Annotated in this window: 16 protein-coding genes and 1 pseudogene; 9 read left to right on the top strand and 8 right to left on the bottom strand. The window is 48.4% G+C overall.

Annotated elements, in window-relative coordinates; translation table 11 throughout:
- The 5 genes from ABUA34_RS12160 to ABUA34_RS12140 all read right to left on the bottom strand — a co-directional run.
- The coding region (locus ABUA34_RS12160) for an ABC transporter permease (RefSeq protein WP_349823393.1) at positions 1 to 2,496 on the bottom strand (2,496 nt) is incomplete at its 3' end.
- A gap of 12 nt (positions 2,497 to 2,508) precedes the next feature.
- Complete coding sequence (locus ABUA34_RS12155; protein ID WP_055219593.1) at positions 2,509 to 3,177, bottom strand: ABC transporter ATP-binding protein; 669 nt, start codon at positions 3,175 to 3,177, stop codon at positions 2,509 to 2,511.
- 113 nt (positions 3,178 to 3,290) lie between these two features.
- The gene (locus tag ABUA34_RS12150) at positions 3,291 to 4,205 is read right to left on the bottom strand and encodes a sensor histidine kinase (RefSeq protein WP_055219555.1); all 915 of its coding nucleotides are present in this window, start codon (positions 4,203 to 4,205) and stop codon (positions 3,291 to 3,293) included.
- On the bottom strand, positions 4,202 to 4,867 hold the full coding sequence (locus ABUA34_RS12145; protein ID WP_129873158.1) for a response regulator transcription factor: 666 nt from the start codon (positions 4,865 to 4,867) through the stop codon (positions 4,202 to 4,204). Before ABUA34_RS12145 ends, ABUA34_RS12150 begins: the two co-directional genes overlap by 4 nt.
- Complete coding sequence (locus tag ABUA34_RS12140; RefSeq protein WP_055219551.1) at positions 4,864 to 5,046, bottom strand: helix-turn-helix domain-containing protein; 183 nt, start codon at positions 5,044 to 5,046, stop codon at positions 4,864 to 4,866. Before ABUA34_RS12140 ends, ABUA34_RS12145 begins: the two co-directional genes overlap by 4 nt.
- Positions 5,047 to 5,187: 141 nt before the next feature.
- On the opposite strand from ABUA34_RS12140, the pseudogene ABUA34_RS12135 reads away from it, so the two are divergent.
- The 6 genes and pseudogenes from ABUA34_RS12135 to ABUA34_RS12110 form a co-directional block, all read left to right on the top strand.
- Positions 5,188 to 5,403, top strand: a pseudogene (locus ABUA34_RS12135) (VirD4-like conjugal transfer protein, CD1115 family); the annotation flags it as partial.
- The gene (locus ABUA34_RS12130) at positions 5,360 to 5,557 is read left to right on the top strand and encodes a winged helix-turn-helix transcriptional regulator (RefSeq protein WP_081445879.1); all 198 of its coding nucleotides are present in this window, start codon (positions 5,360 to 5,362) and stop codon (positions 5,555 to 5,557) included. The pseudogene ABUA34_RS12135 and the gene ABUA34_RS12130, both read left to right, overlap by 44 nt.
- A gap of 5 nt (positions 5,558 to 5,562) precedes the next feature.
- The gene (locus tag ABUA34_RS12125) at positions 5,563 to 5,715 is read left to right on the top strand and encodes a hypothetical protein (RefSeq protein WP_004853620.1); all 153 of its coding nucleotides are present in this window, start codon (positions 5,563 to 5,565) and stop codon (positions 5,713 to 5,715) included.
- Complete coding sequence (locus tag ABUA34_RS12120; RefSeq protein ID WP_004853622.1) at positions 5,705 to 5,977, top strand: GNAT family N-acetyltransferase; 273 nt, start codon at positions 5,705 to 5,707, stop codon at positions 5,975 to 5,977. The genes ABUA34_RS12125 and ABUA34_RS12120 overlap by 11 nt, the downstream gene beginning before the upstream one ends.
- Before the next feature lie 5 nt (positions 5,978 to 5,982).
- A complete protein-coding gene (locus ABUA34_RS12115; protein ID WP_004853624.1) occupies positions 5,983 to 6,681 on the top strand; it encodes a transglutaminase-like domain-containing protein in 699 nt (232 codons plus the stop codon).
- Between the two features lie 23 nt (positions 6,682 to 6,704).
- A complete protein-coding gene (locus ABUA34_RS12110; RefSeq protein ID WP_015533338.1) occupies positions 6,705 to 7,760 on the top strand; it encodes an ankyrin repeat domain-containing protein in 1,056 nt (351 codons plus the stop codon).
- Between the two features lie 5 nt (positions 7,761 to 7,765).
- Here ABUA34_RS12110 and ABUA34_RS12105 read toward each other — a convergent pair whose 3' ends face one another.
- From ABUA34_RS12105 to ABUA34_RS12095, 3 genes are all read right to left on the bottom strand, one after another.
- Positions 7,766 to 8,377 carry an L-2-amino-thiazoline-4-carboxylic acid hydrolase gene (locus tag ABUA34_RS12105; RefSeq protein ID WP_346998818.1) on the bottom strand — a complete coding sequence of 204 codons (612 nt, stop codon included), beginning with the start codon at positions 8,375 to 8,377 and terminating at the stop codon, positions 7,766 to 7,768.
- Positions 8,378 to 8,449: 72 nt separating this feature from the next.
- Positions 8,450 to 9,271, bottom strand: a complete 822-nt coding sequence (locus ABUA34_RS12100; RefSeq protein ID WP_055224645.1) for a class I SAM-dependent methyltransferase — start codon at positions 9,269 to 9,271, stop codon at positions 8,450 to 8,452.
- Complete coding sequence (locus tag ABUA34_RS12095) at positions 9,171 to 9,920, bottom strand: TetR/AcrR family transcriptional regulator (protein WP_349823392.1); 750 nt, start codon at positions 9,918 to 9,920, stop codon at positions 9,171 to 9,173. Before ABUA34_RS12095 ends, ABUA34_RS12100 begins: the two co-directional genes overlap by 101 nt.
- Positions 9,921 to 10,270: 350 nt before the next feature.
- Between ABUA34_RS12095 and ABUA34_RS12090 the strand changes: the two genes are divergently transcribed.
- The 3 genes from ABUA34_RS12090 to ABUA34_RS12080 all read left to right on the top strand — a co-directional run bounded on the left by ABUA34_RS12090 (position 10,271) and on the right by ABUA34_RS12080 (position 12,427).
- Positions 10,271 to 10,747, top strand: a complete 477-nt coding sequence (locus ABUA34_RS12090; protein ID WP_349823391.1) for a flavodoxin — start codon at positions 10,271 to 10,273, stop codon at positions 10,745 to 10,747.
- Between the two features lie 95 nt (positions 10,748 to 10,842).
- Positions 10,843 to 11,610, top strand: a complete 768-nt coding sequence (locus ABUA34_RS12085; protein ID WP_055224641.1) for a carboxymuconolactone decarboxylase family protein — start codon at positions 10,843 to 10,845, stop codon at positions 11,608 to 11,610.
- A 370-nt stretch (positions 11,611 to 11,980) separates the two neighbouring features.
- Entirely contained in the window at positions 11,981 to 12,427 is a 447-nt protein-coding gene (locus ABUA34_RS12080; protein ID WP_349823390.1) for a YunG family protein, read from the top strand.
- The last annotated feature ends 222 nt before the right edge of the window (positions 12,428 to 12,649 follow it).

Below are 12,649 nucleotides of genomic sequence, written 5' to 3'. Positions count from 1 at the left end.
GAAGGCAATCGGGCCCAACGTCAGCGTCAAAATCAGAGCCAGCCCTGCCGCCCCCAGAGCGTACAGCAATCCTTCCCAGATCAGCATAGCGCGCAGTTGCCGTCCGGTCATGCCCACGGCCTGGAGCACCGCCAGTTCCCTCTGACGTGCAATGATGCCAGTCAGGATGGCATTGAAGAAGTTCAGCACACCGACCAACCCAACGATGAAACTGAGCGCACCGCCCAGCAGCAGGAACATGGAGCGCATACTCTCAAATTCCCCAGCATAGGTGGCCTTGCTCTCGTAGTCCAGCTCCGGGTTGACGTTCTCAGTGTAATCCGCCAGGAAGGACTCCATGGCGGCGTTGGTCTCGTCGGTGGTGTCGAAGGCGTAGTACATCACATCCGACGTGCCGGTGTCCTGGACAAAGGTCTCGTCGTTCAGGATGAACTCATCGCTACCATAGTAGCGGTAGCTGAGGGCGAAGGGCACCGTCACCAGGGCCGCCACGGTGTAGTCAACGTCCCGGTACTTCACCGGCCGCTCCACCCAGTTGGCCCCGTCCGGCACATCCTCCAGGGAAGCCCAGACCTCGCCGGTGTCTGGGTCGTAATACTCGCTCTCCTCCACATAGCGGAGGGTGACGGTGTCCCCCAACCGGGCCCAGTGGGAGGCCATGTCTGCGTTTCCATAATCGTCCTCTGAGTATACGGCGGCGATAGCCCGGCTGCCCGGCTCGTAGAGGGCGGACAAATCTCCCTCCAGCACCGTCAGGTGGTCCAGGGCAAAATCGCTCATACCGGAGATCTGAACCCCGTCGGCCAGCAGGCCCGCCTCGTTCTTATCAGTCAGGCGTATCAGGTTGTCCATCTCCTCCGGGGTGTAGAAGTTCTGCTTGTTCTGCCGGAACCAGTCTTCGGTGACGTACTCCAGCACAGGAGAGGTCTGGTCGTACACCACGCCGCTGTCGGTGATGCCGCCCTGGGCGTCGATGTCATCAATGACGGACTGGGGCACGGCCTGTTCCGCACTGAACAGGGTGCTGGTCTGGAATTTTCCAGCATTGGCCACAATGAAATCGCTGGCGGTGAAATTGGACACATACTTGTCCATATCAAAGCCACCGGCAAAGTTCACCGTCACAGTAAGCAGCACCACCGCCAGTGACAGCGACAGCACCGTCACCACGGTCTTTCCCTTGCTGCGGCCCAGGTTGGCCCAGGCCATCGTGAAGGGACTGACCTTTCGGGCCTTCCGGCCCTTAACACGGGTCTTTTCGCTGCTGCCTTCGGTGTAGCGCACTGCCTCCACCGGGGAGACCCTGGCCGCCATCCGTCCCGGCTGCCGGCAGGAGATCAGCACCGTCAGCAGTGCGAAGGCCGCGGAAACGACAAAGATCCAGGGGCTTACAGAGGTCATTGGCATAATCCCGTTGAGCCGGGCCACAATCACCGGGGTTAGCTGCCCGCCGATCAGCCAGCCGATCACCAGCCCGATGGGGATACCAACAGCAGAGAGGGTCAGGGCTTGCAGACGGATGATCCGCCGCAGTTGCCGGGGGGTGGTGCCGATGGTTTTCAGAAGGCCATAGAACCGGATATCCCCGGCCACCGAGATCTGGAACACATTGTAGATGATGAGATACCCGGTGAAAACGATAAGCAGGATTACCCCGGCAATGGCCATGACCGTCATTGGGTCCACAATGTCGGACATCCGGGCCCCGGTGTAGCCCCAGTTGACGCCGGTATCAATGTAATTGTCCCCAGCGGTCTCGCTCTGGTAGCCGTGGTTTTCCAAAATTTGGTTCAAATCCCGCTCGATATGTCGGGAGTCGCTTTTCAGCATCACGTCCAAATTCCACCGGCCTGTCATGCCGTCATCAGGGCTGTCAGGATCTACGCCCACTTCCGCCAGGATTTCGTTCACCCGGCTTTCGGGAATCAGGACATGGTTCGCCACAATGGCCTCATCGTATTCCCACCAGCCACAGAGGGTGAAGGTTTGAGTGGTTTCGTGTCCATCTACATCAAAAGTGAGGGTAAACTCGGCCCCGATCTCCGGCTTTATGCCCAGCAGTTCCAGTACATGGGTGTCGGTAGCAGCCTGGTCGGTGCCCTCCTGCGGCAAAGAGCCTTCCACCGGGTCACAGTACATCCAGTGGGCCTCGTTGGCGTCGGCAAAGCTCACCTCCACATGAGCTTTATTGAAAGGCGCCTCCCTAGGCATACCCAGGTATCTCCGTTCGCCCCACTGGCCGATGAGAGGATCATCCTTCAGTTCATCAAACTGCGCCTGGGTCATGTACTTAAATCCGCCGTGGGAGAAGCCGCCCACCTGTCGAAAATTGGATTGCTGAAACCCATCGTTGATGGACAAGGCGATGGTGAATAGAGAAGTAAACAGCATCGTTGTCAGGGCGATAGCCACAATGGCAATCAGATTGCGCGTGCGGCTTGCCAGCAGGCTTTTCCACGCCAAATGGCGAACACATTTTCGATTTGAAACTTTCATGGCTCTCCCCCCTTACTGTGTCACAATCCGCCCATCCTCAATGCGGACAATTCGGTCAGAGAGTTGGGCAATTTCTTCGTTGTGTGTAATCATGACCATCGTTTGGGAAAATTTCCGGCCCGTCACCTTCATCAGGCTCAGTACATCTTGGCTGGTACGGCTGTCCAAGTTTCCGGTCGGTTCGTCGGCCAGGAGAATGGCCGGTTTGGTCGCCAAGGCACGGGCGATAGCCACCCGCTGCTGCTGGCCGCCGGAAAGCTGCCCTGGCAGGCTGTTCAACTTCTTTTCCAGCCCCAAGGCGGTGACTACCTCACCTACATAGCGCTCATCTACTTTACCACCATCCAACTGGATGGGCAAAACGATGTTTTCCCGCACCGTCAGCACCGGCACCAGGTTAAAACTTTGAAATACAAAACCAATTTTTCGGCGGCGAAAAATTGTGAGTGCCTCATCCTTCAGGGAGAAGATGTTCTTCCCGTCCACGGTGACGGAGCCGGAAGTGGGCCGGTCCAGGCCCCCCAGCATGTGGAGCAGGGTGGACTTGCCGGAGCCGCTGGTGCCCACGATGGCTACGAACTCCCCGTCCTCCACGCTGAGATTGACACCATCCAGTGCTTTTACCTGCGTATCTCCTTTTCCGTAATATTTCTTTAAGTTTTTGGTTTCTAAAATCGTCATCTTGTATACCTCCACAAAAAAGTCTGCATTGCCTTTTGACAATACAGACTTTACCACATAATTCTTTCCTGAGCCTTTCTCAAATCTAACAGAGTTGAAAGATTTCCTGTTCTTCATATCCGATTCAACGCACGAGGCAAATACAGTGAGAAAGTGCTTCCGTTTCCTGGTTTGGAGGATACTTTGATATAACCGCCCTGAAGGGACAGAATTTCCCGTGCCAGGTAAAGTCCCAGGCCAAGCCCCTCCGCCGAGTGCGTTAACGTACCACGATAGAAGCGGTTAAAAATCCCGCCCTGTTCTTCTTCTGGAATACCGGGGCCCGTATCCGTCACGTCCACCCGGCAAAAGGTTTCGAGCATCTGTGCAGATACGGTAACCCTTCCGCCAGCGGGTGTGTACTTTACCGCGTTGTTTACAACATTGCCAAGGGCTTCGCTTGTCCAGCGCGGGTCAAAGGAGGCGTCGCCTACAAACGGAAGGTTCTGCAAGGTGATTTTCTTTTTTTCCGCCGCAGGTCTTTCCTGTTCGACAGTCGCCTCTAATAAAGGAGCCACAGGACCCAGTGTGGGAGTTGGAACCACAATACCTGTTTCCAATCTCGAAGCCTTAACCAGAGTCTGAATCAGAAATGACAGTTTCTCCCCCTGTGTTAGCAGCGCCTGGACTTGTTCCCGCTGACGCGGCGACAGATCGCTTTCCGTCAAAAGCGAAGCGTATACAAGTAAATTTGCGATGGGTGTGCGCGTCTGATGGGAAATATCGGAGATCAGTGTTTTCACCGCTTCCTGTTCGGTTTTCATCGTTTTTTGCGTATGAGCAGAGCCGCGCAGGAAGCGAGCAAATTTTGTCTCCAGCGCAGACAGTTCTGTTTCATCAAAATGTTCCTCGGTAAAACCACTGGAAATAGACTGTTCCAACATATTATCCAGCCGCTGAACGGTTCTGCGCCGGGCCGTCCACTGCCAGAGCCCAAATAGAAGCCCAATGACAGCGAAAGCCAGCAACACCCAGGTCAAAGCTGTCATTTGCTTACCTCCCAAGTGTAACCAACCCCGTACACAGTTCTGATCGGGGCATTCCCGAGCTTCCCGCGCAGGCGCCGCACCGCCACAGATAAGGCATTTTCATCCACAAACTCGCCGCCGTCCCACACCTTTTCAAGCAGCAATTCTCTTGGTAACGTGCGGCCCCGGTTCTCCACCAGCAGGCGCAACAGGCGCTGTTCTGTCTTGGAAAGGTCGATGATTGTCCCTTCTTTGGAAAACTCCATCCGTGTGAAGTCGAGGATGAAACCGTTCAATTCGATCCGTTCCTGCTTTACCGGGACAGAGCGCCGCAGTTGGGCATTTACTCTGGCCCGGAGCACTGCCAAGGAGAAAGGCTTGGTAATATAATCATCTGCCCCAGCTTCAAGACCGGTAACTTCATCCAGTTCCAAATCATTAGCCGTAAGCAAAATAGCAGGTGTGGAGGTGCCATTCTGTCGCAGTGTTCGCAACAGTTCCAGCCCACTGCCGTCTGGCAGGTTAATATCCAAAATCAATAAATCAAAAACTACGCCCTGCAAAATCTTGATTGCCTGGAGACGTGTGCTGCAATGTGTGACGGTACAGTTTGGTGTTTCAAGTGCCATACAAATACCACGCCCCAGCGCTTCATCGTCTTCTAAAAGCAAAATTCGACTCACTTCTGTGCTCTCCCTTCCTTTGTTCTGCCATCGACCGGCTTTACAGCATCTTTAGGAAGCAGCCAAACACCGGCCATTTTCACAGCGCCGGGAATACGCCCCTCGACGCAGTAATAGTTGACTTGACGGGACGAAACGCCCCATTTTTCGCTTGCCTCTTTGAGTGTCATGTAGTCCATGCTCATACCTCCGACAATTTCTTTCATTATATTTCATTAGCTCGAAGAACGCAAGGCAGGAAATGTGAATAGATGTTGAATACGCTGCTATCGAAGAAGGATTTCTTTGATAGCTTTTTTTAATTCATCACTTGACATTGTGGCAAAGAGCTTATGAGCCAAGACCGCCTGGCTCTTATGGATGGCGGCAAATGTATATTGCAGGTGCGTGGAGTAAGACCGTTCTTTTCAGATAAGGTCGATATAACCGCAAACGAGATGTACAAAGAGCTTTCGGATTTTGACAAGAAAAATCAATTTGACATTGAGAAATATGTTTCCGAATATGGAAAACCAAAGTTTTCTAAGATCATATGATGAGATTCCTCCGAGAGTTGAATACTCACTTACAGATAAGGGCAGATCCGTTGTACCGATACTTAAGAGTATTTGTCAGTGGTCAGGAACCTTTTACAAGGAAGACAACGAAAACGAGATGACACAGTGCCAGAAATGTGACCATAGGGGGTAGACATAATGATAAAATATACAGAAGAGAAAACATTTACACAGGATCAGGTACAGGAGCTTTTTAAGTCGGTTGGGTGGATCTCGGCAGAATACCCACAGAGACTTCACAAAGCACTTATGAACTCACAGACTGTTCTTACCGCATGGGATGGTGGGTGAGCGCCTTGTCGGACTTGCAAGAGTGTTGGATGATTCAGAGCTGGTGGCATTTGTACACTATGTTCTTGTGCATCCTGAATATCAGGGGCAGAAAATAGCCGGAAATATGGTAGAATATATTAGAGATAAATATAAGAATTATCTGTACATAGAGGGAATGCAGGAGGACAGCAAGAATGTCGCTTTCTATGAGAGACACGGTTTCCACGTTATGGAAGGTGGCACACCGATACAGATATGCAATTTTTCGGATAAGAGGTAAAAGGGATGCACGATTATTTGACAGAGACAAAGATGCTCGACTATTCAAATGAGAATATCAAGCAGCTCATCAGAGAGAGAAAGTGGAGTGACATGGCAGAGTTTGAACGCCTGAAGGCCATTTATACATTTGTCAGGGATGAGATATTGTTTGGATATAATGTGGATGACAGTGTCCCGGCGTCCAGGGTGCTGCGGGATGGCTATGGACAGTGCAACACCAAGGGAACATTGTTCATGGCGCTGCTTAGAGCCTGCGATATCCCGTGCAGAGTGCATGGATTTACCATTGATAAAAAGCTACAGAAGGGCGCTATGACAGGAATCGTATACAGAAATGCACCACAGAATGTATTCCATAGCTGGGTAGAAGTGTATTTTGAAAACAGGTGGTATGAGCTTGAGGCGTTTATTCTGGATATGGGATATCTAAAAAAGCTGCAGGCGAAATACAGTGAGTGTACGGGTGCATTTTGCGGATTTGGAGTGGCAGTTAAGGACTTTAAGAATCCTGTTATAGATTTTGACAGGAATAATACATATATCCAGAGCGAAGGTATCAATCAGGATTTCGGAGTGTATGATTCGCCGGATGAACTGTTAAAAGAACACCATCAGGAGATGTCAAGGGTGAAGGCGTTCCTGTACAGAAACTGGGGAAGGCATATGATGAACAGGAATGTCAGGAAGATCAGGGGTAAGTAGAATAGAATATGGGAGGTACACACATGGCAAAGAGAAAAACACTGCCAAAGGATTTTGAGCAGCTTGTGCAGACGGCAAGTGATGAGGACATCAAGAAGGTATTGGGCAAATGCGACATCAATGCATATGGCGGATACAACAAGGGAAATGCACTGGAATTTCCACTTTCAGAGGAGATGATGCGGTGGCTGATAGAGCAGGGGATCGACATCAACTATGTTGACCAGTATGGCTACACACCGCTGCTTTATCATGCTGGAAGAATGTTATCAGAGAAACAGGCAATAGCGCTGGTGAAGCTGGGCGCAGACATAACAGCCACCCAGGGCCTTGACAGAGAGACCGTAATGCATGTGGCTGTGAAGACTGGCAATCTTGAGCTTGTCAAATGTCTGATACAGGCGGGAGCAGATGCAGAAGTGACATCCAGATCAGGGGAGACTCCACTTGAGAGAGCGTTTCACTGGGCAAGGACATTTGATCTGATAAAGCTTGCGCCGGTAGCAGAGTATCTGATCGGGATAGGAGTTCCGGTCACAGATAAAATAAGAACATATATGAGAAGCGCGGCTGAGGATATAGAGTTTCGCAGGAAAGATATGAGTCCAGATATTATGCCAGAGCTCGACAGGGCGATGGAGAGTCTGTACGGACTGCTCGGAGTTGCCTCTGTTCCAAGGCGGGTAGAATATGACGGCACATCGCCGATCGTCATTCATGAGAAGCGCTGGCAGAAGCAGCATGGAGAATTGTGGAATCTTCTTGTGCCTGGTTCGGGACATGCGGGCACAGTTCAGGGCGAGGTCATCCGTATATCGGGAAAACTTGCCTATGAGATACTAGATAACGCATGCTGCAACTGGGATTCAGATTTCAAGAGCATGGCAAATGCCCTGTATCGATACATATGTATGGGCACACCACTTGACGCGTACGAGCAGAGAGAATTTGCCGGACTCATAAACGGCATCAAAGATGCCGATGAGACGGATATAAACAGACTCACAGAGCTTTCGGTCAAATGGGTGACACTGAATCTGAATCCTATGGCAGTGGGAGAACTTGATTATAAAAGATAGATCAATTACTGTGACTTCCGTCCATAGCGGAAGTCACAGTAAGCTCCATTTTCGGCAAGAGTCTGAGTCCTTGTGAGCTTCAAGTCCATCATGTCAGCAAGCACGAAATCCATACGGCACAGATATTTTGCCAGTTCAAAGCATCCCTCGTCACGGCAGAGATTACAGATCCCGCAGTTGTGATAATCATAGCCGAGTACGAAGTCATCGTTTGGCCCGCCCTCGATGATGTCAAGAACCCAGTCATTCTTATAGCGTCTCAGATGAGATTCCTCAGACCATTTCTTCCTTCCCGGAAGCTTTTTTTCATCGAGATAGCTGTCTGCATTTCCAATAACCATATGAAAAAGTTTATTGTTGTACAGCCCGTCTTTGTACAGGCTGAAACATTCCTCCGGTGAAAGAGAAGTCTTTCTGTTTAGTGCGATGAAATATGCGCCCATGCAGTATGAGCTCATGAGGTGCGACTTTCCTATGTCATCGGCACGCTCAAGGACTGCTTTGTATTCGTTCTTTATAGCCTTGCTGTCAAGGCTTAGATGCTGTGCTTTTGCCTGTTTCATGCATGAATTGTGATAGAAATAGCCAAATAATTTCTGCGTAAATCCATATTCCATAGTTACATATCCTTTCTATTCTATTTGACACCAGTCAAATTATCAATACAGGTCAATTATTGGCCTGTCGATTTATTTAAAGCGTATCTCGATTATCTGACACATGCAGGATTTGTCCAGGTGCTTAAAAACAGTGTTGAGTACAAATCCATATCGTTTGTCAAGAGGTCTGTACCCTGTGAGATATCCTTTCCTGATGACAGAACTGAATGAAGAACTCCAGCTCTTAAGTTCCGAGAGTTCATCGACACTGAAATAAACACCGATGTTGTCATCACAGTCCTTGAGCCATGTCTTCAGCATGTTCTTAAGACCCTTTTTCTTCGTCGCGTCAAATACCAGCTTGCCTCCAGGAAAATGTTCAGCCATGGCGGCAAACAAAGTCTTAACCTGCTCAGTTTTGAAATAGTAGAATACCCCCGATGCGAAGAATACGATCCCGTCCTCAGGGCGGAAATCTATCTTGTCAAACCATGAGAGATCGTTGAGGTCACAGGCGATATTTGTCTCGCGTTCACGCTCACCTAAAAGTTCATTGCGGACAGCTATGGCATCAGGAAAATCCAGATTGTACGCACGTGCCTGTCCGTTATCCACCTGGCTGAATGTTGTGTCGAGACCACAGCCGAGGTTCACAACACAGGCTCTTGGATGATTCTTGAGATACGATCGGCAGACGGATGCCAGATCATATTGTCTGGTGGCAGCCATGATAGCACCGATTTTCTCCATGATACCTTTCCTGTTATAGTCTATCTCGACCTCGTTGTATATTCTCTGGCAGTCAAGATCGTTAAAGTTTCCCGGATACATCTCCATGGCACGCTTTCTTCCGTACAGTGGAAGAAGAAGAGTTTCCTGGACAGAGCCCTTTTCGATTTTCTTTTTTTCCATTAGTTTTTCCTCCTATCTGCAGTCCTGCCTCTATTCCGTGCAACAGAACATTCATAGCCTCCATAAATGCAGTTTTCATCTCTGCTGTGACTCCACTTTGGCATGAGTCATCTGCGATTATTTCACAGACCATTGAGAATTCGGCCAGAGAGAGCATATACACGGTCTTTTCAGATAATTTTCTTGTTGCGATTCCGCGTTTGTACAATTCATCATAATACTTAATCGCAAAACCGGCGCTTCTTTCTATATAGATACTGCGGAATTTCTCCAGACATTTGCCTGAGTCATTTTTCAGCAGCATATGAAAGAGCTGCATGTCGCCCTCAAGCATATCGAATATCTGTACTGATATCCTGGAATACAACACATTGAGCAGCTCGTCATCTGACATGGCAGTGAAGTCTATTCCGATCATGGATTTAGTGACTTCCATGAGCATTCTGCCGCTTTCCTCAAATATCTCGTCAAACATTTCCTCTTTGCCTGAGAAATGCTTGTATATTGCGCCTGCGGTTATACCGGCCCTTGCGGCGATCTTACGCATAGACGCCTCCTGATATCCAACCTCAAGAAAGACTTCCATGGCACTTTTCAGTATTGCCGCCCTTGTTTCCTTTGTACTTTCCCGAATGATAGTCACCTCCATTTACTATTTGGTAAACAGCGTTTACTTTATATCACATGGGATTTGCAAAATCAAGCGGCCAGAAGATTAAATGAGTTAATTGAAAATTTCTATCATTAAGCGACTGATGTAACAATATGCCTTTTAGGCATAACAGATAATTCGATATAGGTATTAGACATATAGATATATCAGGACTAAAATAAGCATGTATTGAAAAGTACTTGCTTATTTTTATGCTCATACATTCATAGGATGTGTGGGCGGATATTGGAATGTGTCAGGTTTTTGACGAAGACTTGACATGCAGCATCATTCCACGTCAAAGGTGATTAGAATGGGATGACGTTTAGTTGAAGGAGGTTTACATAATGTCAAAAAAGCTTATAGCATATTTCAGCGCAAGTGGAACCACGAAAAAGGTTGCAGAGATGATATCGGAGGCAGCAGGCGCAGACCTGTACGAGATCAAACCAAAGGAGCTGTACACCAAGGCTGACCTCGACTGGATGAACAAGAAATCCAGGAGCAGCGTCGAGATGAGCGACAAGAAGCTTAGACCGGAGCTTGATGATTCAAATGCACATATTGAGAATTATGATGAGATAGTACTTGGATTCCCTATCTGGTGGTATGTGGCTCCAACAATCATCAATACATTCCTTGAGAAGTACGACTTCACAGGCAAGAAAATCACATTGTTCGCAACATCAGGTGGAAGCGGATTTGGCAACACGATCAAGGAACTCCAGCCGTCAGCACCGGGAGCTGAGTTTGTAGAAGGTGGACTGCTCAACAGGGCAAACAGACAGGAGATCGAGAAGTGGGTTGACAAAACCTTCGCGTAAAGAATAGATGTATGACAAATTCACGAGAGATGATAATAACCTTCATGCATCCGACGAATATATGAAACAGAGTTACATTTGGAAGGAGAAAAACAATGGCAAAGATAGTACAGACAGCGGGAAGAAATGCACTCGGAGAGTTCGCTCCTGAGTTTGCACATTTTAATGACGATGTTCTCTTTGGGGAGAACTGGAACAACAATGACATCGATGTAAAGACCAGAAGTATCATAACTGTTGTGGCACTTATGGCACAGGGAATCACTGACTCATCGCTGAAGTTCCATCTTCAGAATGCGAAGGATCACGGTGTATCACAGAAGGAGATCGCAGCGGTCATCACACATGTTGGCTTCTACGCCGGCTGGCCAAAGGCGTGGGCAGTATTCAATCTTGCAAAGGAAGTGTGGGAAGTGAATGAGGGCGATCTTCCATACGAGGACGAGGCCATGAGAGCACATGCAAAGAGCATGGTATTTTCTATCGGACAGCCAAATGATGCATTTGCCCAGTATTTCATAGGACACAGCTATCTCTTTCCGGTATCGACAAGTCAGGTTGGAGTGTTCAACGTGACATTTGAGCCGGGCTGCCGTAACAACTGGCATATCCATCACGCAAAGAGCGGCGGCGGCCAGATACTTGTGTGTGTCGGCGGACGCGGATATTATCAGGAGGAGGGCAAGCCTGCAATTGAGATGAAACCAGGTGACTGTATCAACATTCCTGCTGAGGTAAAACACTGGCACGGCGCAGCTCCTGATAGTTGGTTCAGCCATCTTGCAATCGAGGTTCCAGGTGAGGAGACATCAAATGAGTGGTGTGAGCCTGTGACGGATGAGGAGTACGGAAAGCTGCAGTAGAGCTGTAGTAAATAACGCAAGTGACAATATCATATGAATATATATAGGCCATCCTGGTATAAATATGATTCGCGGTTGAATGCGAATGGATATTTATATCCGGGTGGCTTTTTGTTTCGACAAGAGCCTTGACGGATATATGATAACCACTGTACCTTAAGGGCGGCGGTGTGGTAAGATAGAAAATATTGGAGTGCTAGAAAATACTGTGGAATAATACCGTATATTAAATACTGAGAATTTACAGTGTGAGTGATATAATGAAGCAAGAAAGTTGATGTAAGGATGTTGATGTAATGAAGGCAGCTGGACAAAAGAAGTATCGAATGTAGAAGTATGATGGAATAATGTAGTATCGAAGGTGAGATGGATGGATAACGGAAAAAAGACATACAATTTCTGGGGCTGGAAGAATGCAGATGCACCGGCCATCAAAGATGAATATCCGGGGATAAATACCCCAACAGATCTATACGATGCACTGAGTCATATCTGGTGTGCAGACACCTGTGCGCCGAGGATGAGGGACAGATGGACAAAGGATAACATGACGCTGGGGCAGTGTTCCATCACTGCTTTTCTGGCACAGGATATATTTGGCGGAAAGGTGTACGGTATAAAGAGACCAGGCGGAAACTATCATTGTTACAATGTGATAGGTGACTGCGCTTTTGATCTCACAAGCGAGCAGTTCGGCGATGAAGTCTTGAATTACGAGGATAATCCAGAGCAGCAGCGGGAGGTACATTTTGCAAAGGAAGAGAAAAGACTGAGGTATGAGTATCTGAAGGCTGCGCTCGGAGAATATACAAAATGATGTAGATAACAAATATGACATTCTGAAAAAGAGCATAAGATAATTAAGCTCGTTGTGATAGTAACGTGTTATCGTACTCGCACATTATGATATATAGTATATAGAGTGCGATATAAATCCATAGACCGGAGAATACATACAGAATGTATAGAAACAACAGGATGGAGAAAATGGCGGAAATAGAGAAGGTAATATTTATGAATATGTGCATGGTATATGATC

The sequence above is a fragment of the Coprococcus sp. RTP21428st1_C9_RTP21428_210409 genome, assembly GCF_040227395.1.
Taxonomy (GTDB): domain Bacteria; phylum Bacillota; class Clostridia; order Lachnospirales; family Lachnospiraceae; genus Coprococcus; species Coprococcus aceti.
The sequence above is the reverse complement of the archived record's forward strand: the minus strand, read 5'-3'. Positions and strand labels throughout refer to the sequence as shown.